Origin of the sequence: Stenotrophomonas sp. ZAC14D1_NAIMI4_1, from assembly GCF_003086775.1 — a bacterium.
GTDB lineage: Bacteria > Pseudomonadota > Gammaproteobacteria > Xanthomonadales > Xanthomonadaceae > Stenotrophomonas.
The window spans coordinates 2,865,980-2,889,576 of the sequence record NZ_CP026001.1; the positions used below are offsets into that span (position 1 = coordinate 2,865,980).

Annotated in this window: 22 protein-coding genes; 5 read left to right on the top strand and 17 right to left on the bottom strand. The window is 67.3% G+C overall.

Features of this window, described 5'->3' with window-relative positions:
• Positions 1-192 precede the first annotated feature (192 nt).
• Positions 193-2,313, top strand: coding sequence for a TonB-dependent receptor (locus tag C1927_RS13280; RefSeq protein WP_108746952.1), 2,121 nt, complete (start codon positions 193-195; stop codon positions 2,311-2,313).
• Between the two features lie 35 nt (positions 2,314-2,348).
• Here C1927_RS13280 and C1927_RS13285 read toward each other — a convergent pair whose 3' ends face one another.
• The 3 genes from C1927_RS13285 to C1927_RS13295 are packed head-to-tail and all read right to left on the bottom strand — an operon-like array spanning position 2,349 to position 4,134.
• Positions 2,349-3,131: a hypothetical protein gene (locus C1927_RS13285; RefSeq protein WP_108746953.1), complete on the bottom strand. Its 783-nt coding sequence runs from the start codon at positions 3,129-3,131 to the stop codon at positions 2,349-2,351.
• On the bottom strand, positions 3,128-3,508 hold the full coding sequence (locus C1927_RS13290; RefSeq protein ID WP_079222358.1) for a VOC family protein: 381 nt from the start codon (positions 3,506-3,508) through the stop codon (positions 3,128-3,130). The genes C1927_RS13285 and C1927_RS13290 overlap by 4 nt, the downstream gene beginning before the upstream one ends.
• A 44-nt stretch (positions 3,509-3,552) precedes the next feature.
• Positions 3,553-4,134 (bottom strand): TetR/AcrR family transcriptional regulator, encoded by a 582-nt coding sequence (locus C1927_RS13295; RefSeq protein WP_108746954.1) that lies wholly within the window; start codon positions 4,132-4,134, stop codon positions 3,553-3,555.
• 69 nt (positions 4,135-4,203) lie between these two features.
• Between C1927_RS13295 and C1927_RS13300 the strand changes: the two genes are divergently transcribed.
• Positions 4,204-4,749, top strand: coding sequence for a thioesterase family protein (locus C1927_RS13300; protein WP_079222360.1), 546 nt, complete (start codon positions 4,204-4,206; stop codon positions 4,747-4,749).
• A 12-nt stretch (positions 4,750-4,761) separates the two neighbouring features.
• On the opposite strand, the gene C1927_RS13305 is transcribed toward C1927_RS13300, so the two are convergent.
• A complete protein-coding gene (locus C1927_RS13305) occupies positions 4,762-5,883 on the bottom strand; it encodes an agmatine deiminase family protein (protein ID WP_079222361.1) in 1,122 nt (373 codons plus the stop codon).
• Positions 5,884-6,008: 125 nt separating this feature from the next.
• Between C1927_RS13305 and C1927_RS13310 the strand changes: the two genes are divergently transcribed.
• A complete protein-coding gene (locus C1927_RS13310) occupies positions 6,009-6,875 on the top strand; it encodes a LysR family transcriptional regulator (RefSeq protein WP_108746955.1) in 867 nt (288 codons plus the stop codon).
• Between the two features lie 9 nt (positions 6,876-6,884).
• Here the strand turns inward: C1927_RS13310 and C1927_RS13315 are convergent, their stop codons facing one another.
• The 9 genes from C1927_RS13315 to C1927_RS13355 form a co-directional block, all read right to left on the bottom strand.
• Positions 6,885-7,352: a hypothetical protein gene (locus C1927_RS13315; protein WP_108746956.1), complete on the bottom strand. Its 468-nt coding sequence runs from the start codon at positions 7,350-7,352 to the stop codon at positions 6,885-6,887.
• A gap of 15 nt (positions 7,353-7,367) precedes the next feature.
• Positions 7,368-8,120 (bottom strand): SGNH/GDSL hydrolase family protein, encoded by a 753-nt coding sequence (locus C1927_RS13320; protein WP_254051590.1) that lies wholly within the window; start codon positions 8,118-8,120, stop codon positions 7,368-7,370.
• A 47-nt stretch (positions 8,121-8,167) separates the two neighbouring features.
• Positions 8,168-8,587, bottom strand: coding sequence for a hypothetical protein (locus C1927_RS13325; protein ID WP_079222365.1), 420 nt, complete (start codon positions 8,585-8,587; stop codon positions 8,168-8,170).
• A gap of 171 nt (positions 8,588-8,758) precedes the next feature.
• Positions 8,759-11,146, bottom strand: coding sequence for a GH92 family glycosyl hydrolase (locus C1927_RS13330; RefSeq protein WP_108746958.1), 2,388 nt, complete (start codon positions 11,144-11,146; stop codon positions 8,759-8,761).
• Positions 11,147-11,283: 137 nt separating this feature from the next.
• A complete protein-coding gene (locus C1927_RS13335; protein ID WP_108746959.1) occupies positions 11,284-11,625 on the bottom strand; it encodes a hypothetical protein in 342 nt (113 codons plus the stop codon).
• Between the two features lie 18 nt (positions 11,626-11,643).
• Positions 11,644-11,970: a hypothetical protein gene (locus C1927_RS13340; RefSeq protein WP_108746960.1), complete on the bottom strand. Its 327-nt coding sequence runs from the start codon at positions 11,968-11,970 to the stop codon at positions 11,644-11,646.
• Positions 11,971-12,093: 123 nt separating this feature from the next.
• Positions 12,094-14,556 carry a prolyl oligopeptidase family serine peptidase gene (locus tag C1927_RS13345; protein WP_108746961.1) on the bottom strand — a complete coding sequence of 821 codons (2,463 nt, stop codon included), beginning with the start codon at positions 14,554-14,556 and terminating at the stop codon, positions 12,094-12,096.
• Between the two features lie 181 nt (positions 14,557-14,737).
• Positions 14,738-15,067, bottom strand: coding sequence for a hypothetical protein (locus tag C1927_RS13350; protein ID WP_079222370.1), 330 nt, complete (start codon positions 15,065-15,067; stop codon positions 14,738-14,740).
• Positions 15,068-15,341: 274 nt separating this feature from the next.
• Positions 15,342-15,959 carry a hypothetical protein gene (locus C1927_RS13355; protein WP_159095361.1) on the bottom strand — a complete coding sequence of 206 codons (618 nt, stop codon included), beginning with the start codon at positions 15,957-15,959 and terminating at the stop codon, positions 15,342-15,344.
• 93 nt (positions 15,960-16,052) lie between these two features.
• Between C1927_RS13355 and C1927_RS13360 the strand changes: the two genes are divergently transcribed.
• Positions 16,053-16,829, top strand: coding sequence for a HipA family kinase (locus tag C1927_RS13360; RefSeq protein ID WP_108746963.1), 777 nt, complete (start codon positions 16,053-16,055; stop codon positions 16,827-16,829).
• Positions 16,807-17,199 carry a DUF3037 domain-containing protein gene (locus C1927_RS13365; RefSeq protein WP_108746964.1) on the top strand — a complete coding sequence of 131 codons (393 nt, stop codon included), beginning with the start codon at positions 16,807-16,809 and terminating at the stop codon, positions 17,197-17,199. The genes C1927_RS13360 and C1927_RS13365 overlap by 23 nt, the downstream gene beginning before the upstream one ends.
• Before the next feature lie 12 nt (positions 17,200-17,211).
• On the opposite strand, the gene C1927_RS13370 is transcribed toward C1927_RS13365, so the two are convergent.
• The 4 genes from C1927_RS13370 to C1927_RS13385 form a co-directional block, all read right to left on the bottom strand.
• On the bottom strand, positions 17,212-18,387 hold the full coding sequence (locus C1927_RS13370; RefSeq protein ID WP_108746965.1) for an ankyrin repeat domain-containing protein: 1,176 nt from the start codon (positions 18,385-18,387) through the stop codon (positions 17,212-17,214).
• A gap of 81 nt (positions 18,388-18,468) precedes the next feature.
• Positions 18,469-19,821 (bottom strand): serine hydrolase domain-containing protein, encoded by a 1,353-nt coding sequence (locus tag C1927_RS13375; protein ID WP_343125701.1) that lies wholly within the window; start codon positions 19,819-19,821, stop codon positions 18,469-18,471.
• Positions 19,822-20,028: 207 nt separating this feature from the next.
• Positions 20,029-20,496, bottom strand: coding sequence for a transposase (locus C1927_RS13380; protein WP_108747849.1), 468 nt, complete (start codon positions 20,494-20,496; stop codon positions 20,029-20,031).
• Positions 20,497-20,965: 469 nt separating this feature from the next.
• Entirely contained in the window at positions 20,966-23,506 is a 2,541-nt protein-coding gene (locus C1927_RS13385) for a membrane-bound PQQ-dependent dehydrogenase, glucose/quinate/shikimate family (RefSeq protein WP_108746967.1), read from the bottom strand.
• Positions 23,507-23,597 lie beyond the last annotated feature (91 nt).

A 23,597-nucleotide genomic window follows, 5' to 3' on the forward strand; every position in this document is an offset into this window, starting at 1 on the left:
CTTCCCGACGACCCGGCTGAAGCTGCGTACGGCAATCATCTATCAGCGATGCCCAATTGACGCCACTGTCCCGGCGCACCCCGACGTACAGGGTGACGACGCGGGTGCAACCTGTTAACTTGCGCGACCTCATTGCGGTTGACAGGGCATGACCTGCCATCCGCGGCCCCGTTCCGCCTTGATGTCAGACGCATGCCCTCTTCCCGTTCGCTGCACCGTCCCACCCTGTCCCCGCTGGCCCTGGCCGTTGTCGCCACGCTGACCCATCCCGCCTTGGCCGCCCCGGCGGATGCCCCGACCACCCTCGATGCGGTCAAGGTCACCGCCGCCAGCGACGTCGAACAGGCCCGCGAGGCGCTCAAGCGCGTGCCCGGCGCCAGCAACGTCATCGATGTCGCCAAGGCGGACAGCCGCCTGTCCAGCAGTGCCGATGTGCTGGCCTTCCAGCCGGGCATCAGTGCGCAGTCGCCGGGCAACGAGGGCACCAAGGTGTCGATCCGCGGTTCGGGCATCAACCGCGGGCCGGGCGCGCATGCCTCGGGCATCGCCGTCTCCCTCGATGGCCTGCCGCTGACCGGCCCGGGCGGCACGCCCTACGAACTGCTGGAACCGCTGTGGCTGTCACGCGTGGAAGTCCTGCGCGGCGCCAACGGTTTCGAGCGCGGCGCGCTGGCGCTGGGCGGTGCCATCGACTACGTCAGCCGCAGCGGCCGTGATTCGGCCGGCGTGCAGCTGCATTACGAAGCCGGCAGCCGCGGCTACCAGAAGCGCGGGATCAGCTGGGGCGGCGTCAGTGGTGATGTCGACTACTTCCTGGCCTACACCGACAGCGAATTCGACGGTTACCAGCGCCACGCGCGCGGTGATGGCAAGGGCGCGATGGCCAACATCGGCTGGCAGGTCACGCCCGATCTGCAGACGCGCTTCTTCGTGCGCTACCGCGAAACCAACCACGAAACGCCCGGGCGCCTGACCCGCGAGCAGATCCGCAACGACCCGCGCGCGGCCAACCCGGCCAACCTGGCCATCGATGCGCGCCGTCCGCAGCCGGGCAGCACCTGGATCGGCAACATGACCACGCTGCAGATCGACGAGGATTCTTCGCTGCAGGCCGGGCTGGTCTACCACACGTACCCGATGGACCTGGGCGAGAGCCTGTACCGCCAGCAGCTGGACTACGCCGACCTCAACGCCACGCTGGACTACCGCCATCGCCACACTCTGTTCGGCCGGGACAGCGAAACCACCGTCGGCCTGCGCGTGGCCCACGACCTGGATGCCAACGTTCGCGAGTCGCTGCGTTTTGCCAGCAATGGCTATGCCGCCGGCACGCGCACGCGCGACTTCCGCCATCTCGGTACCAACAGCACGCTGCACATCGGCAACAACCTGGCCGTGAATGATCGCCTGCGTGTGCAGACCGGCCTGGCGCTGATCAACACCCGCAGCGATGTGCAGGTGACCTGGCCCACCAGCGGCGGCCGCCTGCGCGACCACGACTGGGATTACGCGCCGCGCCTGGGCTTCACCTGGCAGCACAGTGCGCAGACGCAGTGGTTCGGCAACCTCAGCCGCTCGGTGGAAGCGCCGCACCCGTGGTCGATGATCTGGGGTTCGAACCAGTTCTTCGGCACTGGCAACGGTCCGTCGACCGGACGCCAAAGTACGCCGGTGGCGATGCAGAACCAGACCGCCACCACGCTGGAACTGGGCGCGCGCGGCGAAGCGGTACTGGGCCGCTGGGAACTGACCGGCTACTACGCACACGTCAACCACGAACTGCTGAGTGTGGAGCTGCAGCCGGTGCCAAACCTGTTCGTGGCCGAAAACAACGCCAGCCCTACCGTGCACCGCGGCATCGAGGCCGGCCTGGACAGCACGCTGTGGCAGTCCGCACCGGGCCGACTGTCACTGCGCCAGGCCTACACCTTCAGTGATTTCCGCTACCGCCATGACACGCGCTTCGGCAGCAACCGCCTGCCCGGCCTGCCGCAGCACAGCTACCAGGCCGAACTGCGCTTCGACCATGCCTCCGGCCTGTACGCCGCACTCAACACCGAGTACGCCTCGCGCATTGCCGTGGATTACGCCAACAGCTACTGGGCTGACAGCCATGTGATCTTCGGCAGCCGCATCGGCTACGACGCACCGGGTGGCCGCTGGCAGGCCTGGGCGGAAATGCGCAACATCGGCGACCGCCACTACGCCGCAACGGTGACGCCGGGCTATGACGATGCCGGCAAGGATGTCGCCCGCTCCACGCCGGGCGAAGGCCGGGGTGTCTACGCGGGGGTGCGTTGGCGCTTTGATTGAGCGGCAATCGCCGGCCTGCAGGCGCAGCCAGGAAACTACAGCGCCTGCACCACCTGCATCAGGCTGACCGCACCCGGCGCCAGCTGCTGCGCCACCCAGCCCAGCCCGGCGAAGAACACCAGCAGGCCCAGCAGCGGCCAGAACGTGTGCGACAGGCACAACCGCCACCAGCCCTGCGCCCCCATGCCCTGCATGCGCCGGTACAGGCCGCCGACAATCGCAGCGTCCACCAGCAGCTCGGCCATCAGCACCGGCGCCGACCACACCACCCACGCACTGGCCAGCAGCACGCTGGCCACCAGCGCGAGAATGCCGAGCACGGCCAGCAACGGCAGGCCGGCTTCATGCTCGGTGGCGGCATCGATCAGGGATGCGCCGTCGCTGTCCATGACCGAGGCAGCCGAGGCCTCGCCCCAGGATGCCGACGCGCCACCACCGCCGGAGTGACCGCCGTTGCCGCCCCAGGAGGGACCGCTGCGCGGCGTACTTCCACCACCGCCACCATTGCTGGCGACTTCGCCTGCCCCGTCCGCCACCGCATCCCAGCGCCAGCGGATCCAGATCCACATCAGCAGCAGGAACACGGCATAGGCCAGCAGCACCGCCAGCGGGTAACGCAGCAGCATGCTGTCCAGTCCGGCCAGCCGCAGCACATGCGAGGCCAGGAAGCCCGCGCCGCCGGTCAGCAGCACGATCAGCGCCATCTGCAGGCGCGGCCATCCCTGGTGCTGAAGTTGCCGCCGCGCGCGTGCGACTTCGCTGCTGCGGGTCATCGGCAGCTTCAGCGCGCTGCCGCCGAAACGCCTGGTCCGCTTCATGCCGGCAGCGCCTTGGTCACCGCTTCGATGTGATGGCCATCGGGGTCGACCACGAACGCCGCGTAATAGGTATCGCCGTAATCGGGGCGCAGGCCCGGCGGACCGTTGTCACGCCCTCCGGTCGCCATGGCCGCTGCATGGAAGACATCGACGGCCATGGCAGAGTCGGCGGCAAATGCCAGATGGAAGCCCGGGCCTGGCGGCGTGGCATCGTCGCGCAGCTTCAGGCACAGCGCGTCTTCATCATCGGCCACGCCGTAGCCGATCGCGGTGTCATCCTCGAACACACGGCGGTAACCGAGTGCGGCGAGCACTGCGTCGTAGAAGCGACCGGCGGCATCCAGATCACGGACGCCGAGGGAAAGGTGATGCAGCATGCGGACATCCTTGCCGGACAAGCGTGGGTACGTTCGGGTCGATTCTAGCGTGCAGGTGGCGCAGCGGCCGTCAGCAGCTGCGCGGCCACCTGGTCGAACGGGGCGATGTCCTGCAGCGCGCGACTCATTGCCACCGCACCTTCCACGCTGGCGATGACAAGACTGGCCAATCCGGCCGCCTGCGCCGGCACGTGCCCATCGGCGACGAAGGCTTGGGCGAGGTGCCCCTGCCAACGCACGAACACCTCGGCGGCGGCCGCGCGCGGCTGGCTCGCTACGGCGTCGACCGGTTCTTCCACTGCCGCGGCCAGCACCGGGCAGCCGGCACGGAACTGCGAGCGCAGCAGGCGTTCGCGCCACATCGCCAGGAACTGCTGTAGGCCCTGCACCGCGCCGTCGCGCAGCAGCTCCACCAGCAGGGCCTCCACTTTGTCGCCGGCCATGTGGGTCGCCCTGGCCAGCAGTTCCTGCTTCCCTCCCGGGAAGTGGTGGTAGGTGGAGCCCAGCGGCGCTTCGGCCAGCTTGGTCACCTCGCGGATGCTGGTGGCATTGAGCCCTACCCGCGCCAGCATCTGGGCGGCGGCATCGATCACACGCTGCGGGGCTTCGGACGCTCGCGGGCTCATGCCGCTCTCCTTGCTAGGACAGTCGTCATAGATTAGCGTATCGGCTGTTCTATAACAGTCGTTATAACCATGAATCTCTGGTTCCGCCTGCTCCACCTGCTGCTGTGCAGCCTGTTCCGGCCGAAGCTGCAGGCCCCGTTCGGGGTTTCGCGCCTGCCGTTCCGCGTGCTGCCCAACGATCTGGACAGCAACCTGCACATGACCAACGGGCGCTACTGGAACATCTTCGACCTCGGCCGGCTGGACCTGATCCTGCGCATGGGCCTGGGCAAGGTGGCGCTGCGCGAGAAGTGGGCGCCCATCGTCGGCGCCGGCACCATCCAGTTCCGCCGCGAGCTCAAGCCGTTCCAGCGCTTCACCCTGGAAACGCGGCTGGCCGGCTGGGTCGGCACGCGGATCATCATGGAACAGCGCGTGCTGGTCGGGCCGGAGCAGAAAGTCGTCACCCGTGCCCTGCTGGTCACCGGCATCTACGACCGCCGTGCGCGCAGCTTCGTGGGCATGGAACGGATGATGGCGGCCATCGGCTGCGATACGCCGCCGTCGCCGCCATTGAGTGCGGCCGCCGAAGCGCTGCTCGCCGCCGATGCGGCACTGAAGCGCGACGACGACTGAGCGGGCCCCCGCTCAGGCCCGGGGCATGTTCTTGGTCACGCAATGGATGCCACCGCCACCACCGGCGATCGCATCAATGTCCACCTGCTCGATCACCCGCCCCGGGTACAGCCCCTGCAGCAGGTCGCGGCAGTAGCCATCGGCCCGCGCATCGCCGAACTGCGGGGCGATGACCGCACCGTTGACCGGCAGGTAGTTGATGTAGCCCCGGGCCAGATCATCGTTGTCGCGGGTATGCACGTTGCTGCGCCCGCCCAGCGGTGGCGGCAGCGTATGCACCTGCAGGCGGCGCCCGTCGGCATCGGTTGCCGCACGCAGGATGCGCAGGTGTTCGCGCGTCAGGCCGTGGTCGTAGGAGTCCGGGTCGTTGTCCAGATTGGCGATGACCACGCCCGGGCGCACGAAACGGGCATAGAAATCGACGTGCGCATCGGTGATGTCTTCGCCGGCGATGCCTGGCAGCCAGATCACCTTGCGCAGGCCGAAGTGGTGTTTCAGCTCGGCTTCGATATCGGCGCGTGACCACCCCGGATTGCGGTTGCGGTTCACCCAGCAGCTTTCAGTGAGGATGGCGGTGCCCTGCCCGTCCACTTCGATGCCACCGCCCTCGCCCACCAGATCGCTTTCCAGCAGGGTGGCACCGGTGGCCTGCGCCAGCCAGGGCGCCACCGCGCCATCGTTGCGCGCGGACTGTTTGCAGCCCCAGCCATTGAAGTTCAGATCGACCAGGCCCAGCCCGCCGCGACCGTCTGTGACGAAGCAACCGCCGTAGTCGCGTACCCAGATGTCATCCAATGGCACCTCGAGGAATTCGATGTTGTCATGGCCACAGCGGTCCTGCGCCTGGCGGCGCTGCGCGGGGCGGCACAGCAGGCTGACCGGCTGGTAGCGGGCGATGGTGCGGGCCAGTCGGGCCACGGCGTCGTTCACCGCTGCGGCCTGCGCACCCCAGACCCGGGGCTGGGCGGCGAAGGCGAGGAACACGCGCTCCTGTGGCCCATGCTCGTCGGGCATGTGCCAGCCAGCAGGCACGGCGGCCCGCACAGTACCGGTGGCGCCCAGGCCCAGCGCCGCCAGGCCACCCAGACCTGCGGCCCCAGCCAGTTGTGAGAGAAAGTGACGACGGGTCGACATGACGATGAAGGCCAGCTGATGAGTGGGTACAAGCGCCTGCAGCGCGATGAACCATGCTGCGCTTGTGTGCGCGCAGCGACAAACGATAGATTCAGCGCACAACTGAACAGTTTTCCTTATCAATCATGCTCAAGCACTGGCCCCCGCTGACCGCTCTGCGTGGCTTTGAAGCCGCCGCCCGGCTGGGCAGCTTCCACCGTGCCGCAGAGGAACTGCACCTGAGCCAGTCGGCCATCAGCCAGCAGATCCGAGGGCTGGAGGATTATCTGGAACAGCCGCTGTTCTTCCGCCAGGGACGCAGTGTCAGCCTGACCGATGCCGGCACCGATCTGCTGGCCACGACCCAGGCCATGTTGCGCCAGCTGGCCGGCGGCATCCGTCGCCTGGACCAGTACCGGAAGCCGCACCAGCTCATCGTCAGCGCCAGCCCGGCCTTCGCCCGCCACTGGCTGGTGCCACGCCTGGGCGATTTCCGCAGGCGGCACCCGGGAGCGGACCTGTGGCTGCTGACCAGTGAAACGCTGCCGGACATGGCCAGCCAGACGGTGGATATCGCACTGGGCGATGAGCTGCAGCCACAGCCGCAGTGCCAGCACCGTGTGCTGCTGCAGGACCGCCTGTACCCGGCCTGCCACCCCAGCGTGATGGCGCAGCCGGCGACCGAGCGCACCACCCTGCATGGTGAGCGCGAATGGGACTGGAGCCAGTGGCAGGTGCAGGGCGGCGCCGATGTCGGGCAGCAGCGCGCGGGCCTGAACTTTTCCGAGCCAGGGCAACTGCTGGATGCGGCCTGCCAGGGCCTGGGCATCGCACTGGTGAGCGAACTGCTGGCCGCCAGTGCCTGCGCGCAAGGGCTACTGCAGCCACTGCACGCGTATCGAGTGGATGGGCCGCAGTGGAGCTGGTTGCTGCACGACGACAGCGCCCGCGATCCGCTGGTACTCAGCTTCTGCGAGTGGGTGCTGGCGTTGCTGACGCCTGGCGACGACTGAGCAAGACGGTCAAAGCGCCTTCCGGAGCACGTCCTTCAAGCGCCGCTTGTGCGATTCCACCACGTTCCAGTTCCAGTCGCACACGGGCGGAACATCCAGCGCGCCCCGCTCCCGGCCCAGCGCAGCGCGCTCGGTGAGGGCGTGCACTTTCGCGGCGCAGTTGGCATCGACGGCCATCGGCAGCAGGATCGAGATCAGCCCCCAGCCGGAGACCGTGAAGCGCGCAGATTCACCGCGCCCGGTGTCGAACGGGCGCACGCGCACGGCACCGCCCATGTCCGCGTACTGCACGCCTATCAGCAGCATGCCGCCGGACACCCACTGCAGGGCCCGGCCATGTTCACAGAGCGCCTCGGCCGACGCGTAGCGGCGCGGCTGCGCACCGGCGCTCGAGTAAAGCTCGGTGACCAGCACCGGGTTGCGCTTGAACACGGCGCGCGCCACGGTCTCGACCAGCCTGTTGGAAACAGCTGCCATGCCCAGCGAATGCGATCAGCGCGCGCCAGGCGGCGTGGCGGCCAGCGCGCGCTCGATGGCGCGCTCCGCCAACGGTGCCATCACGGCATAGCCCTTCGCGGTGGGATGCACGCCATCGGCCGCCAACGCAGGATCCAGTCCACCGGCCGCATTGGCCATGGCCGTGTAGTAATCCAGGTACACCAGCCCCTGTGCATCGGCATACTGCTTGAGCGCCGCATTCAAGGCGCGCACCTTCGGCGCCGGTTCGATGCCGGGCATCCACGGGTACTCGCTCACCGGCAGCACCGAGGCCAGCACCACGGCGATGCCGTGTGCACGGGCCAGCTCCACCATCGCGTGCAGATTGTCCTCGATCATCGCCTGCGTGCTGGGCCCGGTGTTGCCAGCAATATCGTTGGTGCCGGCAAGGATGAGCACCACGTCCGGCTGCAAAGCGATGACGTCCTGGCGGAAGCGCAGCAGCATCTGCGGCGTGGTCTGCCCGCCGATGCCGCGGTTGAGGTAGCCCTTGCCGGGGAAGAACGCCGCAGGATCTTTTTCACCCCAGCCCTGGGTGATCGAATCGCCGTAGAACAGCACGCGTGGCACGCCGGCCTGCTTGGCCGGTACGCGCGCGTTGGCCTCGCGGTAGCGCGCCAGCTCTGGCCAGTCGGACAGGCGCTGCTGCAGATAGCGCACCTCATCCGCGGTGACCTGGTCGACCGGTTTCACCAGCAGCGGATTGACCGCCTGCGGCGGCTGCGCCTGCACACAGGACGCGGTCATGGCGAGGGCCAGGGCGGCAGCGCAGCATCGGGCGTGAAGGATGTAGCTCATGAATTTTCCAGAAGGAACTGGCTGATCTCGCGCCGCAGATCGAGGTCGTCGGTCTGCCGTGCGGCTTCGTCCGCGCGCAACGCGAACTCGTAGCCGCGCTCCTTTTCACCCTGGTCGATGTGGCGCCGCGCCAGCTCCAGGCAGATCGACGCTTCGCCTTCGATCACGCCCAGCTGGCGCGCCTGTTTCAGCGCGCGTTCGTAGTAACCGATCGCTACGCCACTGTCGCTGGTGAAGTCGCCCAGGGTTTCCCACAGGAAAGGATGGTCGCGGCCTTCCACCGCCATCGCATCGCAGTACTGCCGCAGTTCGTCATGCAGCCGCCACTGGCTGCGGGTATCACCGTGGGTGCTGGCATTGGCCATTTCGACCGCCACGCCCAGTACGTGCTCGTACACGTCCTGTGGAATTTCCATGGGAACCTCCTGCCGCTTGTCTGTTGCACGGTCAGGCTAGCACGGCCGGGTGGTGCCCGGCCGTGCGAAGGTTCATCCACGCATGGCGCGGCACCGCATCCACGCATGGCGTGGATCTACTGGCCGGGTGGTGCCCGGCCGTGTGGTGGTTCATCCACGCATGGTGCGGATTCAACGGGGGCCGTGCGAAGGCGGTACGTCCTGTGCGCCCCACTGCTCGTTCTTCGTGGTGCCCAGTTCGAAGTCCAGGGTGCCGCCGCGCTGCACGAAACTGGCGGGCAGCCAGCTCGCGTTGCTGGCCTTGCCATCCACCTGCAGCGACTGCACGTACGGCGCATCCATCGCTGCGCCGCGCGCACGCACCACGATCTTCGCGCCCGGGCGGGTGATCACCGCTTCGGTGAACAGCGGGCTGCCGATCACCAGGTCCGCGCGGCCCGGGTACACCGGGTACAGGCCCAGCGCCGACCACACGTACCACGAGGACATCTGCCCGAGGTCATCGTTGCCGGGCATGCCTTCGGGCGTGTTGGTCCAGATCTGGCGCATCGCCTGGCGCACGGTTTCCTGGGTCTTCCACGGCTGGCCGAGGAAGTTGTAGAGCCACGGCGCGGCGATGGACGGTTCGTTGTCCAGCTCGGCGTGCAGCGGGCCGGACTTGGTCACTGCCCAGGCACCATCCTCCTTGCGGAAGAACGCGTCGAGCCGCGCGATGCTGGCCTCGCGGCCACCGAGCGCCTCGAACAGGCCGGCCGGATCGAACGGCACCATCCACAGGTACTGCGCGCCGCTGCCCTCGACGAACCCATCGTCGGCGGCCGGGTCGAACGCGGGCCAGCTGCCATCGGCGTTGCGCGGCTGGATGTAGCCCTGCTGCGCGGTGGCCTTCGGGTTGTAGAGGTTGCGCCACCAGCCGGAACGCTCGCGGAACTGCTTTGCGCCCTGCGCATCGCCGGCCGCCAGGGCCAGCTCGGACAGGCCGAAATCGGCGCTGACCATTTCCAGCGTGTCGGCCGCACTGCCCCAGCCCGGTGCGCCTTCCGGCATGTACTTCAACGCCAGCCACTGGTCCAGGCCCGGGCGCTGGCCCACGCACAGCACCGGGCAACCGCGCTTGTCCAGATCGCGCGCGGTGGGCACGGTGGCGGCCTTCTTCAGCGAGGCGTAGGCGCGCTGCAGGTCGAAGCTGCGGCCGCCAAAGGCATGGATGGCCGCCACGGACGGCGGCGACGGATCGCCGTTCATCACCCCGGTGGCACCGGTGATATGCGTCCAGCGATCCCACACGCCGCCATTCTGGTCGGCCTGGTTCAACAGCGACTGCGCCACGTCAGAGCCCACCTGCGGCTGCAGCAGGGTCAGCAGCTGCAGCTGCGAGCGGTACACATCCCAGCCCGAGTAGTTGGCGTACTGCGCCTGCTGTCGTTTGGACAGGCTATGCACCTTGCCATCCATGCCGCGGTAGCGCCCGTCGCCATCGCTGTGCAGGTTGGGCGCCAGCATGGCGTGGTAGAGCGCAGTGTAGAACACGGTGCGCTCGTCGGCCGTGCCGCCCTGTACCCGCACCTGGCCCAGCAGTTCGTTCCACTTCGCACGGGTGGCGGCCTGCGTTGCAGCCACCGTCGTGCCCTGCGGGCTCTCGCGGCGCAGGTTGGCCCGCGCGCCGGCTTCATCCACGTACGAAATGCCGATGCGTGCGGTCACCTGCGGCGTGCGCTTGGCATCAAAGCTGATCCAGCCGCCCGCGCCCTTGCCGGCCGGCGGGTGGCCCTTGCTGCCATAGGTGGTGCCACCGCTTCCTTCACGCGCGCCGGCCTGCACCGTGTCGTCGCGCCAGGTGCCACCCACCTCAAACGGCTGGTCAAATTCGGCGACGAAATGCAGGGTGTAATAGCTTTCGCGGCGGTCCTCGGCGAGGTAGCCGCAGAAGTTGCCGCTGGTGACCGAACCGCGCACGGTGCGCGTGGCCGGGTCGATGATGATCGTCGAATCGCTGCTGCCCACTTCGCTGTCGGACGTGCGGAACAGCAGGTTGGCCGGCTTGTCGGCCGGGAACTGGAACTGGCCCACGGCCGTGCGCGCGGTGGCCGCCAGGCTGACGGCCACGCCGTTGTCCAGGGTGAGCGTGTAGGCGCCGGGGCTGGCGGTTTCCTTGGCGTGGTCCAGCAGGCTGGTGTAGCGCACCCCGGCATCGGCGGATGAGGGCGACAGCTCCACTGGCAGGGTCACTGGCATCAGCGGGATATCGCCGCTGGCGCCGGTACAGCCGGTGCCATTGACGTGGGTCAGGCTGAAACCACGCACACCGTTGCTGCGCCACTCGTAGCCGCCGGGTGCGGCGATCGGGAAACGCTTGCCCGGCAATGCGGTCATTTCCGGGCTGAAGGCCACCATGCCGAAGGGCACCGTCGGCCCAGGGTAGACGTTGCCGGCATTGGTGGTGCCGATGAACGGATTGACCTCGGCGGCCAGGTCCTGCGCAGGTGCCCTGGCGGCCAGCAGCGGCAGCGGGGACAGCGTCAGTACAGCGGAAACGACGACCAGCAACGAACGGGACATCGACAACTCCAGTGGAAGGAGGCACCCACGCGCCTTGAACCGCTGAGAGTAGTACGCGGCCGGACACCCGGCGACGGGCCGGAGGTCATGGTTACCGGTACAGGGTCACGAACCGCAGCCTTCTGCTGGCGCGTCAATCAGAACAGCGTACCCAGCTTGAACAGCGGCAGATAGGCCGCGAACAGGGCCACCGGCGTCGCCAGCATCAGCGCGATACAACCGATCAGCGCCGACGTGCGTGCCCGCCCCGCCAGCCAGGTGGCAACCACCGCCAGCGGTGCAAGCCATACCAGCCCGTAGCTGCCTGCAAAGACCTGGGTGATCATGGGCAAGGGCTGCCCCGCTTCGGCGAAACTCTCAACGAACTGCGGTATCGCAAAGCGGCCCAGCACCGTGCAGCCCACTGCAGCCACGCCACTGCACAGCAGGCCGATCAGCAGCCATCCGATTCCGGTACGACCGGTTGCAACAGATGTCATGGCGGTATCCGTGGCCGATCAGTAGGTGCCTTGTACGTACGGCTGCCCCGCTTGGGTGGTGCCGATGATCATCGCCACGGTTTGATCGTCCTTGTGGAAGCCGGCCGAGCACACCGCATCGCGGCCCTGGCCGCATTCGATCTCGGGGAAATCCGGCAGTGCGGCCTGCGCTGATTCCGTCGGCGTGACGCGCCAACCGGCCGCATCAAGCAGGCGCTTGGCCTTGGCATAGGGCATGCCGGCGGTAATGCCCAGCGCGGCCAGTTCACCGGTCAGCTCCTGCGCCGGCGCGATGGCCGGTGCGATGGCCAGTGACAGGGACACAGCAAGAACGATGGCTTTCATTGGACGCATCCGTGGCGAACACCAGAGCTGCAGCGTACCGCAGCTTTGCGGCAACGCAATGGCAGGGCCTTTGTAGAGTCGAGCATGGCTCGACTCTACAAGGGCAGTCGAGCAGGCTCGACCTTACTTCGCGTTCTTCACGTAGGTGTCGAACCAGTTCAGCATTTCCGACACCAGCTGTTCGTTCGATTCCAGCGCGGTGTACCAGTGCGGTTCGTTCGGCAGCATCACCAGGCGGGTCGTGCCACCGTTGCCACGGATGGCCTGGTACAGCTTGCGCGACTGGAACGGTTCGGTGCCCGGGTTGGCATCATCCTCGCCGTGGACCAGCAGCAGCGGCAGCTTGATCTTGTCGGCGTAGAAGAACGGCGACGCCTTCAGGTACACGTCCTGCGCCTGCCACACCGAGCGACGCTCGTTCTGGAAACCGAACGGGGTGAACGTCTTGTTGTACGAACCGCTGGTCGCCACGCCGGCCTTGAACAGGTTGGTGTGCGCGATCAGGTTGGCGGTCATCAGGCCGCCATGGCTGTGGCCGGTGACGCCGATGCGGTTGCGATCGACCACGCCCATGTCCACGGCCTTGTCCACCGCCGCCTTGGCGTCGGCTTCCAGCTGCTCCAGGTAGGTGTCGTAGGCGGTCTTCGGGTCGCCGACGATCGGGAACGAGGCGTTGTCGATGATCGCGTAGCCGGCCAGCAGCATCAGGCGGTACGGCTGCAGGCGGGTGAAGGTCTGCTGCGAACCGGACACCTGGCCGGCCTGGGCGGCGTTGGCGAAGTCGGCCGGGTACGCATACAGGATCGCCGGCACGCGCTGGCCTTCCTTGTAGCCCGGCGGGGTGTACAGGGTGAAGGACAGATCCACGCCGTCGGCGCGCTTGTAGGTCACCAGCTGCTTCTTGATCTGGCGCACTTCCGGCGTCGGGTCGACCAGCTTGGTCAGCGCAGTGGCCGTGGACGCGTATTGCGCCTCACCGTCCTTGGCGGCGGCAACCGCCTCGCCCTGCTGGCGCACGAACGCATTCGGCGCGTCCACCACCGACTGGTGCCAGGTGAGGTAGCGGCCCGGGGTGTTGCTGAAGCCCAGGAACTGCTCGTAGGCATCGGCGCTGCTGCGGAACAGGCGCTCGCTCTTCAGCGTGCCCAGGTCCAGGCGGTCCAGGAACGGACGATCACCCTGCGGCGATGCGCCCTGCCCGCGCAGGAACACGAAATTGCCTTCCTGGCGCACGACCGCCGCGCCGTTGGGCAGGCGCTTGAACACCAGGTTGCCCGGGTCGCCGTACAGCTCATCGCTGGACATGTCCCACAGCAGGCGGCCTTCCTTCTTCGGCTGGTCGACATCGACGATGCGGGTCTGCACCCAGTGGCGGTTCTCGTCGTTCTCGAACATGAAGGACACGGCCGGGTCCGCCGACCAGGCCAGGCCTTCGAAACGCTGCGCGGTACGGGCGATTTCCACCGGCTTGCCGTTGAACGGGGCCTTCAGCATCAGCACGCGATCGCGGTGCGGCACGGTCACCTTCCAGTCGCCCTTGTCCAACGCTTCGGCGTAGACCAGGGTGGCCGGGTCGGTGGAGCGCCAGTCGAAACCACGCGGGCCTTCCGGCACGCCGTGCACCGGCACGCGGTCGGCCAGCGGCAGGCTGGCGATGGCGGTGGCCTTGCCCGTGGTGATGTCCAGCACCGCCACATCGTTGGCGAAGCGCTGGTAGGTCACCGCATGCGAGAACGGCGGCTTGATCGATTCGGTCAGCACGTGCACGCCATCGGGTGCAGCGTTGACGTCGTTGAAGATGGCGGCGCTGCCGACCGGGCGGACGCTGCCGCTGGCGGTGTCGACCACGGCCAGCTGCGAAGCGCCGTAGTAGGCGAACAGCTTTTCGTCATGCGCGCTGGTCAGCGTGTCGCGCGCTTCATAGGTGCTGCTTTCGCCGCTGCTGCCCAGCGATTCCTGCGCGTCCGGGCCGGTCGGCACGCCGCCGTCGGTGGGGGCCGCGCCCTGGTTGGCCGGCACCAGCTTCACCAGCAGGTTCTGGCTGCCGCCGAGCCACTGCACGGTGCTGCCGAAGATCGGGTTGAGCTGCACGCCCGGCACCTGCTTGACCTGGCCGGTGGCTGCATCGCCCACCCACAGCTGCACGCTGGTATCGACCGCATTCTGGAAGGCGAAGTGGCTGCCATCGGCCGACCACTGCGCTGCACCGGCGCAGCCCTGCGGCAGGTCGACCTTGGTGGTCTTGCCGCTGGCAATTTCAACCACGCTGAAATCGGCTACGCAGGCCGGAATGCCGTAACCACCGGGGGTATCGTGGCGGCTGCGGTTCTTCGGCTCCAGGCGCACACCGGCCAGCTTCAGGTACGGCTGGGCCACGCGGGCGATGGACGGATAGGTCTGCGCGGTGGTCAGCAGCAGGCGCTGGCCGCTCGGATCGACATTCGGTGCCGGCGGCGGCGGTGCCTTCAGCACCTTCAGCAGGTGTTCCGGCGGCTTTGCGTAATCGGCAAGCGCCGGGCCAGCGGCCAGCAGGCCGAAGGTGGCAACGGCGATGGCCGCCGCCAGAGAGGTGCGATGGATGAGCATCCGTGATCCCCAGGGGTGTGATTGGGCACCCGCCAGACAGCGGGCATCGGCCGAATCTAGCACCCCGGGGAGGGTTGTGAATGGGCCGGAAGGGCTAGTGGCCGGATGCTGCAAACCACCCCGCCGGGCACCGGCAACCTTCGGCAGCGCCGGGCCATGCCCGGCGGCCAAACGCCTCGCCTCATTGCTGCGCGTGCAGATCCCAGGTGGTCAGGTAATCGGGGTCGACCACGATCTCGCCGCCCGAACGCAGGCGGTACTCCCCCGGCTCCGCCGGCAGGTACTGGTCCAGCATCGGTGGCAGGTAACGCTCGTGGCCATCGGCCTCGTCGGCCAGCACGACGCCTTCCTCGGCACTGATGCGCAGCACTGTGCCCGAATACTGCTGCTGGTCCCGCATCTGGCCATCGCCGCCATAACGGGTGATACCGACCAGTACCACTTTGCCGATCATCTGCTCGGCCTTGGCATCGTCCAGGGTCGGCAGCAGGGGATTGGATTCGTCGTTCATGGGTGCACCTCCAAAGCCTGCAAGAACATCGTGGAAACGCTTGAAGGATGGCAGCTCTCGTACACCACGGCCATCCTGGCCGGTTCATGCTCCCCGGGGATGAATGCTGCCATCGCCAGAGGCAGTGTGAAGTGAAGATGGCGCGCAATGCCGTGCCCGCCGCGCTGCCAGACAGTGGCCGTTACGTTTGGCGACTGCCTGCCCTATGCCTGGCGACCTACGCATTCATCCATGCGCCCCTGGATGCCCCCGACGTGCGCGCCGCCGACGTGATTCACTGCAGCAGCGCCCGTGAAGCCCAATCGAAGCTGCGCTCATGCAGTGCGAAATAGTTGGTCGGCAAGGTGATCGACAGGCATGCGAGGCCGGACTGCAGCGCCGTCGGACTGCACGGCCGCAGACCCTCGAAACGCGTTGCATGCAGGCGCTCGTTCGGCGTGTAAGTCAATGCGTAGTCGTAGTCGCAGGTGCCGCCGAACGTCGAAGCGGTATAGAACATCAGCGGCTGCTGCAGGCGCAGCGACACCTCCCGCAGCCACGCGCGGAACGCATCGGGCGCATCCAGGCCGCGCATGTCCATCTGCGTGATGTACGCCTGGAGCTGCGCGCCAACGGCGGCATCGACCGGCGCTGCCCCGGCGTCTGGCCGCAGCCCGTCCCAATGCACCGCCCCCGGCATGCGCCCGGATTGGAACCCTTGCGGACTGCCTACGCCGCGAAGCACCAGAAGGCCCTGCGCGCCAACGCTGTGACGATGCTCATCCCCCCGTGCATCGCAGGATGCCACCGGGTCCTTCACCAGGTAGGAGATGTGTGCGAACGGCGATCCTGTTGCCCAGGCTACGGCCCGTTCCGTCGCGGCCAGATAGATTTCGTCCACACCCCACGCCATCGCAATGCTCCATTCCGTTGCCATCCACCCGTGCGCGTACCGTGCGCGGGTGGCCAAGGTAAACTGCGCGCAACCCATCCATCAACGCCCGCCGTGCGAACCGTCCACGCCCTCCGTTACATCACCCCGCTCCGCGAAGGGGGTTCCCTGCCCGCCGTGGTCGAGACCGACGACGACGGCATGGCCGTGCTCAAGTTCCGTGGCGCCGGCCAGGGTCCGAAAGCGTTGATCGCCGAGCTGATCGCCGGCGAAATGGCCCGCTCGGTCGGCCTGCCGATTCCGGAAATCCTGTTCGTGGAGCTGGACAGCGAGTTCGCCCGCACCGAACCGGACCCGGAAATCCAGGACCTGATCCGTGCCAGCGAGGGCCTGAACCTGGGCCTGGATTACCTGCCCGGCGCGATCAACTACGATCCTGCCGCGATGCCGGTGGATGCCGACCTGGCCTCGCGCCTGGTCTGGTTCGATGCCTTCACCAGCAACGTCGACCGCACCACGCGCAATCCCAACCTGATGGTCTGGCACCGCAAGCTGTACCTGATCGATCACGGTGCGGCGATGTACTTCCACCACGACTGGGCCAATGCCGGCGACGCCTGCGAAAAGCCCTTCGTTCTGATCCGTGACCATGTGCTGCTGCCGTTTGCCAGCCGCATTGCCGAGGTGGATGCCGAGCTGGCCGCACGCCTGCCCGATGCGGAAATCGAGCGCATCGTCGACCTGGTGCCGGACAGCTGGCTGGTGGACGAGCCGGCCTTCGACAGCCCGCAGGCCTACCGCCAGGGCTACATCAACTACCTCAAGCATCGCCTGAAGGTGCGTGCGGTGTTCGTGCAGGAGGCCATCCGTGCCCACGCTGCACACGTATGACTATGCGGTCATCCGCGTGGTACCGCGGGTGGAGCGCGAAGAGTTCATCAACGTCGGGGTGATCGTGTCCTGCCCTGGCGCACGCCATCTGGAAGCGGCCATCGAAATCGATGCGGCGCGCCTGCAGGCGTTCGCCCCCGCGCTTGATCTGGAAGCCCTGCAACCGTGGCTGAATGCCATCGTGGCCATCTGCCGCGGCGACGCCAACGCCGGCCCGATCGCACAGCTGCCGGCACGCGCGCGCTTCCATTTCCTTACGGCCAAGCGCAGTTCGATCGTGCAGATGTCCAGCACGCACGTGGGTCGCACGGCCGATCCGGCGGGCGTGGTGGAGCACTTGATGACGAAGATGGTGCGGGTGCCGCGCTGAGGCGGCACACCGTCAGTCTGGCAGGACTGCCAGGCGGACCCGGGGATCATCCCGCCGCAGCGACAGCACGCGCCAGCTGGCCTTGCGCTTGCGCTCGAGCAGGGTCGCCAGGGCGCCGGCATCGGGCCTGCCCTTCCGCGTGTACTTCACCGGGGCCAGCACCAGCAGCGTGACGCGCTGGTGCGGCGGGATCGAATCGCGCTCGTTCACCGGATTCCAGGGCTTGTCCACCGCCAGCAGTGCGTCGACATCCTCCGGCCACGGTAGATCAGTGAACGCGGGGTCGCTGCGTTCCAGCAGGTGTCCCTCGCTGATCGGCCCCTGCGCGAACAGCTTCTCCACCATGCGCGACAGCAGCAGTTCCGGGAATCGCCACACACTGTCATCGGCCAGCCCGGTGCGCGGCAACGGCCAGTTGCCCTGCAGGCAGAGGAACAGCTCGGTCATCGGCGTCCCGGCGCCATGCAGTCCCGTTGTGAACAGCAGCTTGAAGTCGGATTTTCCGTCAAGCAGGCTCACGTGCAGGGACGCCCTGGGATCACGCGATACCGGCGAGAACTCCGGCCGCAGTACCGGCCCGGCCGTGTTGTGCACGAAGACGATGATCGATTCGCCCGGTCCCTGCACGTAGGGGCCCTCGTAATCGCGCACGCTTCTGCCCCCTTGGTGTTCCAACGTCGCCGCCACCGCGGGGTGCTTCCAGATGCGCGCAACGTCCAGCGACGACTGGTTCATCTGCCGGTGCAGACGGTTGACGTCGGCGCCAGCGTGCAGCAGCAGCTCGACGATATCGCCGCGCCCGGCGACAGCGGCTGCATACAGCGGCGGGCAGGACACCAGCGCGGTGCCATCCGGATTGGCGCCCGCCTGCAGCAGCAACGTGCAGACCGCGGCGTGACCGCCATTCACAGCTGCCATCAAGGGCGTCGCGCCATCGTTGCCGCTGAAGCTCACGTCAACCGGCAGCCCCCACCCCAGCAGCCAGTGGCAGACCGCTTCCTGGCCGCTCGCCGCCGCCATGTGCAGCACGCTCTTGCTGCCGGCATTGCCAAAGTAGGCCAGCCGCAGCAGGGCGGGCTGCGCGGCCGCGATGGTGCGCACCACGTCCAGGCCCCCCGCCTCGACGGCGTTGTAGAGGTGAACGAGTTCGCTCTCGTGTTCGATACCCAATGCGTGGCGATCGCTCATGCTTCGTCCATGAAACCCGTGTTGATCGACCAGCCTATCGCACTGCGCGCCATTCCTGCAGCGCGCGGCCGTGCGGCAACGCTACAGCGGCAACCGGCGGGCGATGTAATTGACCACGTTGCCCACCGCATCCGGATCAACATTGGCCAGGCCGATGACCACGTAGCCCTGCTCGGGCAGCACGACGATGGCACTGTTCGAGCCCGGCGCGCCCCCTTCGTGCCCGTACTGGCGCTGGCTGCCCTGCCCCTGCACCACGAACCCAAAGCCATACCAGCCCTTGTGGTTCTGCGCGGTGGTGGCCTGGCGCAGCAGTGCCGGCGACACCAGCTTGCCGCTGCGCAGCGCCTCGCAGAACTTCAGCATGTCAGCGGCGGTGCTGTAACCACCACCGGCTGACATGCCACGCCACGGCAGCGATCTGGTTTCGCGCGTCCATTGGCCTTCCTTCTTCGTGTAGGCAACGGCACGCTGCACAACCTCCACGGTTTCCGGCTCGAAGCCGGTGCCGGTCATGCCCGCCGGGCGCAGGATGTGTTCATCGACATAGGCATAGTAGGACTGCCCTGACACGGCCTCGATGATGCGCCCGAGCACGATGAAACCGTAGTTGGAGTAGGCGTCCTGGCTGCCGGGCGTGAACTGCGGCGCATCCTTGGCGAAGCGCTGAACGTAGTCATCGAGCGTCTTCAGCGAGGCCGAGTACTGGTCGAAATCATCGCCGAAGAAATCACCCAGGCCACTGGTGTGGGTCAGCAGCTGTCGCACGGTCACGGTATCGGCGACGGCCTTGTTCGGATAGTCCGGCAGGTGCTTGCCGATTGTGTCGTCCAGGCTCACCTTGCCGGCCTGTACCAGCTGCAGGATGGCCACCGAGGTGAACATCTTGTTGGACGAGGCCAGGCGGAACTGCGTCCGTGCATCGACCGCCTTGTTTGCGCGGCGGTCAGCCAGGCCACCGCTCCAGTCCAGCAGCACGCGCCCGTTCTGCGCCACCAGCACGGTACCCGAGAGCGCATCCTCCGCGGCCAAGGCGTCCAGCTTGGCGCGGGCGTCAGCCATCAGCGCCGGCAAGGGAACGCGTGCGGGCTGGTACTGCTCCGGCGTGGGTGTGCCTTCCAGCTGGAACAGCTTCAAATGTTCCGGATGGGCCGGGTCCATCTCCGCGGTCACCAGCATCGCACGCTCGGTCTGCTGCGCCAGCACCAGCAGCTTTGCCTGCAGCGGCGTGCTCTCACGCACCTCCAGCAGCTTCAGCGGACCGGTCGACGCGCGGAATTCCAGATAATCCTGCGGAGTGCTGCCGTCCTTCTTGGCGTAACGGTCGGCGAACGCCTGCAATCCCTCAAGGCTGCCGGCATTGAAGGCAGCCAGCCAGTCATCGGCTGCACGTTTTGCCTCAGGGGCGGGCCGCGCAGCGTGCGCGGTCCCCATGCACAACAGCATCAACAGCGCCCAGAACAGTTGGCGGGTGGCGAGACAGCGCACGAACATGGCGATTCCTTCGCAGACGAGTCGTGCGGCCATCCTAGCCCAACGCTGGCGCGTGCCGAGCGGGTAGAGTCGACCGTTGGTCGACTACCGCGCAAAGCGCGGGGCCTTTTGGCCTGGTCGCAAAGCGCAGTCGACCAACGGTCGACTCTACCCTGGGTCGGTATCATCCAGCGGCCAGCGGCACCATCCCTGCGGGTACTCGCCCAGTCGGGTTGCCAATCCTGCCCTTATGGGATTGGCCAGGATGTAGCGCGCATGCTTTCGCAGTGATTCCTCACTGCGGATCGCATGGTCGAAGTAGCCCGCCTGCCAGAGGGCCCCGGCGCTTCCGCGATGTTGGTTGATCAGCAAACCGCTGCGTGACTTGAAGCGCTGCACGCAGTAGCCGAGTGACTTTTCGCGAAGCTGGGCAAGCCAATGCAGGTGGTCGGGCATGACCACCCACGCAAGCGACGAGGTCAGCCCTTGTTGGTCCATTGCCTCCAGCACCTGTATCGCGATGCCGGCGTTGGCTGGGTCTTCGAAGATGGGACGACGATCTCTGCAGATCATCGTAATTGCGTACACGTTGCCGATGATGGAGCGGCGGCCGATGAGGAGTTGTGGACTGGGCATGTGATTGAACATGCCCATGGTGGCTCCGTTCTGGCATCGGCGTGAGACCAGTCATTCCATAGGGAAATGACCCGGCGCCGACTGGGTAGCGTCGACCGTTGGTCGACCCCCGCGCGAGGCGCGGGGTTTTAGTTGGGTCGCGAAGGGCAGTCGACCAACGGTCGACTCTACCCCGTCATTTCGGCAGCGTGAGAACAGTCATCCCGTAGGGAAATGACCCGGCGCCGACTGGGTAGAGTCGACCGTTGGTCGACTCCCGCGCGAGGCGCGGGGTTTTGGTTGGGTCGCGAAGGGCAGTCGACCAACGGTCGACTCTACCCCGTCATTTCGGCAGCGTGAGAACAGTCATCCCGTAGGGAAATGACCCGGCGCCGACTGGGTAGAGTCGACCGTTGGTCGCCTCCCGCGCGAGGCGCGGGGTTTTAGTTGGGTCGCGAAGGGCAGTCGACCAACGGTCGACTCTACCCCGTCATTTCGGCAGCGCGTACGCCATCACGTAATCACCCTTCGGTGTTTCCATGAAGTGGTGCCCGGCCGCCACGATCACCACGTACTGGCGGCCGTCCTGCTCGTACACCATCGGGTTGGCCTGGCCACCGGCCGGCAGCTTGGCGTGCCACAGTTCCTTGCCGGTCTTCAGATCAATGGCGCGCAGCAGGTCGTCGGTGGCCGCCGCGATGAAGATCAGTCCGCTGGCGGTCACCACCGAACCGCCGTTGTTGGGCGTGCCGATTTCAATCGGCAGGCCGGAACGGATGCCGAACGGGCCATTGCCGCGCGCACTGCCGAACGGCCGATCCCACAGCAGCTTGCCGGTGCGCAGGTCGACGGCGCGGATGCCACCATAGGGCGGCTGCTTGCACAGCAGGCCGGTGAACGGCAGGCGCCAGCCGGCGTTGACGTCGATGGCGTACGGCGTGCCCACCTGCGGGTCGCCCGCACCTTCGGCGCCGCCCTTGTCATGGGTGATCGCCTCGCGCGGCAGCCAGCCCTTGCGGTCGGCCTCGGCGCGCGGCACCAGCCGGTTGTAGTTGGGCATGTCGTTGTAGTTGGCCACGATCACCCCGCGCCGCGTATCGATGGCCACGCTGCCCCAGTCCGAACCACCGTTGTAGCCGGGGTATTCGATCGAATGATGATCGGTGCTCGGCGGCGTGTAGAAGCCTTCGTAATGCGCCTTGCGGAACTGGATGCGGCACACCAGCTGGTCGATGGGCGTGATGCCCCACATGTCCTGCTCGGTCAGGTCGTGCTCGCGGCGCAGCGTGTGGTACAGCGAGAACAACTGGGTCGGCGAGCGCTGCTCCGGTTCGACGCCACCGGTCGGCACCTTGCGTTCTTCTGCAGGGGTCAGCAGCTCGCCGGTGCGGCGGTCGAGGATGTACATGTCGCCCTGCTTGGTCGGCAGCAGGATGGCCGGCACCTTGCCCTGCGCAGTCGGGTAGTCGATCAGGCTGCCCTGCGAACCCATGTCGTAATCCCAGACATCCTTGCGCACGGCCTGGAAATGCCACGCGGGCTTGCCGGTGGTCACGTCGATGGCGACCAGCGATGTGGCGTACTTGTTCTGGTTCTCGGTGCGCGAGCCACTCCAGTAGTCGCCCGCGGAATTGCCCATCGGCAGATAGACCAGGCCCAGCTTTTCATCGCCGGTGGCGGTGGTCCACATGTTCGGCGTGCCACGCGTGTACTCCTTGCCCTGCGCCGGCAGGCCGGTCAGTTCCGGCTGGTCCATGTCCCAGGCCCAGCGCAGCTTGCCGGTCACCGCATCGTAGGCCTGGATGACGCCCGACGGCGCATCGCGGCGCTGGCCGTCCAGCACCTGGTGGCCGGTCACGATGACGCCGCGCACGATGGCCGGCGGCGAGGTGATGGACACATAGCCCGGCGGCGTGCTGCCCATGCCCAGGGTGATGTCGACCTGGCCGTTGTTGCCGAAGTTGGCGCAGGGCTTTCCGCTGTCGGCATCCACGGCGATGATGCGGCCGTCCAGGGTGCCTTCGATGATGCGTGCGGTGCAGGCCGGGCGGTTGCCAGGCACGCTGGCGGCGCCTGCGGTCGGCGGCGGTGCAGGCAGTGCGAGGTCGGCCGCCGCATCTGCCAGGGCAGCATCGACCACGGCGGCGCCACTCGGTTGTTCGTAATAGGACACGCCGCGGCATGCTGCGGTGTAGGGAATGGAAGCGTCCTTCACCTTCGGATTGAAACGCCAGATTTCCTTGCCGCTGCTGGCGTCGAGTGCGATCAACTGGTTGCGCGCGGTGCACAGGTACAAGCGGTTGCCGATCTTCAGCGGCGTGGTTTCCGCGCCCCAGCGGTTCTCTGGCAGGTCGCCGGTGCGGAACTGCCAGGCCGGCTGCAGCGTGGCCACGTTGTCCGGGGTGATCTGCTGCAGCGGCGAGAAACGGGTGGCGGCGTTGTTGCGGCCCCACGCGGCCCAGTCGCTGTCGGCCGGGCGGTCGGAGGGCTGCAGGCCGGTGGTGTCCTCAGTGGGATCGATGCCGGTCGAGGCGGTTGCATCGGGGAACGGCTGCTCGCCGCGCACTTCACCGTGCGGCACGAAGGCGAGCGCGAACGCCGCCACGAACACCAGCATCAGCACCACCGCAACACCGCGCGATGCACGCCGCGGGAACGGCCGCTGCAGGGTCGGGGCGAGCAGCGCCATCACGATCGCCAGCGCGGTCACCAGGCCCAGCCGCGGCACCCAGCGCCAGTAGCTGCTGCCCGACTCCCACCACGTCCACAGCAGCGTGCCGATGAAGATGGCGGCGAACAGCAGCGCGGCACTGCGGCGGTTGCCCCACAGCAGCACACCGCTGGCCAGCATGGCGACGCCGGCGATGGCGTAGTACCAGGAACCGCCCAGCGTCAGCAGCCAGATACCCAGGCCGCCGATGACCGCGCCGAGCAGGATCAGCAGCAGGGACAGGAGGGTGGCCACCGGGTGCCGGCGACGCGGCGTGCGGGAGGGGTCTTCGGGGGGAACGGCAGCGGGGGCGGCAGGCATTTCAGGCTCCAGGGCGCGGCCGGGTGGCCGGTTGGAAGAGGGTCACTGCGGACGGCATCGTCCGCTGGTTCGCCAACCGTTATCCGCCCCT

What these genes read in the sequence shown, in the direction of transcription:
- C1927_RS13345 (WP_108746961.1), bottom strand. Translation starts at nt 14,556, where the DNA reads ATGCTCATCCATCGCACCTCTCTGGCGGCGGCCATCGCCGTTGCCACC.
- C1927_RS13385 (WP_108746967.1), bottom strand. Translation starts at nt 23,506, where the DNA reads ATGCCTGCCGCCCCCGCTGCCGTTCCCCCCGAAGACCCCTCCCGCACG.
- C1927_RS13370 (WP_108746965.1), bottom strand. Translation starts at nt 18,387, where the DNA reads ATGAGCGATCGCCACGCATTGGGTATCGAACACGAGAGCGAACTCGTT.
- C1927_RS13355 (WP_159095361.1), bottom strand. Translation starts at nt 15,959, where the DNA reads ATGGCGTGGGGTGTGGACGAAATCTATCTGGCCGCGACGGAACGGGCC.
- C1927_RS13320 (WP_254051590.1), bottom strand. Translation starts at nt 8,120, where the DNA reads ATGACCGCGTCCTGTGTGCAGGCGCAGCCGCCGCAGGCGGTCAATCCG.
- C1927_RS13285 (WP_108746953.1), bottom strand. Translation starts at nt 3,131, where the DNA reads ATGAAGCGGACCAGGCGTTTCGGCGGCAGCGCGCTGAAGCTGCCGATG.
- C1927_RS13280 (WP_108746952.1), top strand. Translation starts at nt 193, where the DNA reads ATGCCCTCTTCCCGTTCGCTGCACCGTCCCACCCTGTCCCCGCTGGCC.
- C1927_RS13305 (WP_079222361.1), bottom strand. Translation starts at nt 5,883, where the DNA reads ATGTCGACCCGTCGTCACTTTCTCTCACAACTGGCTGGGGCCGCAGGT.
- C1927_RS13300 (WP_079222360.1), top strand. Translation starts at nt 4,204, where the DNA reads ATGAATCTCTGGTTCCGCCTGCTCCACCTGCTGCTGTGCAGCCTGTTC.
- C1927_RS13340 (WP_108746960.1), bottom strand. Translation starts at nt 11,970, where the DNA reads ATGAAAGCCATCGTTCTTGCTGTGTCCCTGTCACTGGCCATCGCACCG.
- C1927_RS13310 (WP_108746955.1), top strand. Translation starts at nt 6,009, where the DNA reads ATGCTCAAGCACTGGCCCCCGCTGACCGCTCTGCGTGGCTTTGAAGCC.
- C1927_RS13295 (WP_108746954.1), bottom strand. Translation starts at nt 4,134, where the DNA reads ATGAGCCCGCGAGCGTCCGAAGCCCCGCAGCGTGTGATCGATGCCGCC.
- C1927_RS13375 (WP_343125701.1), bottom strand. Translation starts at nt 19,821, where the DNA reads ATGGGGACCGCGCACGCTGCGCGGCCCGCCCCTGAGGCAAAACGTGCA.
- C1927_RS13330 (WP_108746958.1), bottom strand. Translation starts at nt 11,146, where the DNA reads ATGTCCCGTTCGTTGCTGGTCGTCGTTTCCGCTGTACTGACGCTGTCC.
- C1927_RS13315 (WP_108746956.1), bottom strand. Translation starts at nt 7,352, where the DNA reads ATGGCAGCTGTTTCCAACAGGCTGGTCGAGACCGTGGCGCGCGCCGTG.
- C1927_RS13335 (WP_108746959.1), bottom strand. Translation starts at nt 11,625, where the DNA reads ATGACATCTGTTGCAACCGGTCGTACCGGAATCGGATGGCTGCTGATC.
- C1927_RS13380 (WP_108747849.1), bottom strand. Translation starts at nt 20,496, where the DNA reads ATGCCCAGTCCACAACTCCTCATCGGCCGCCGCTCCATCATCGGCAAC.
- C1927_RS13350 (WP_079222370.1), bottom strand. Translation starts at nt 15,067, where the DNA reads ATGAACGACGAATCCAATCCCCTGCTGCCGACCCTGGACGATGCCAAG.
- C1927_RS13325 (WP_079222365.1), bottom strand. Translation starts at nt 8,587, where the DNA reads ATGGAAATTCCACAGGACGTGTACGAGCACGTACTGGGCGTGGCGGTC.
- C1927_RS13290 (WP_079222358.1), bottom strand. Translation starts at nt 3,508, where the DNA reads ATGCTGCATCACCTTTCCCTCGGCGTCCGTGATCTGGATGCCGCCGGT.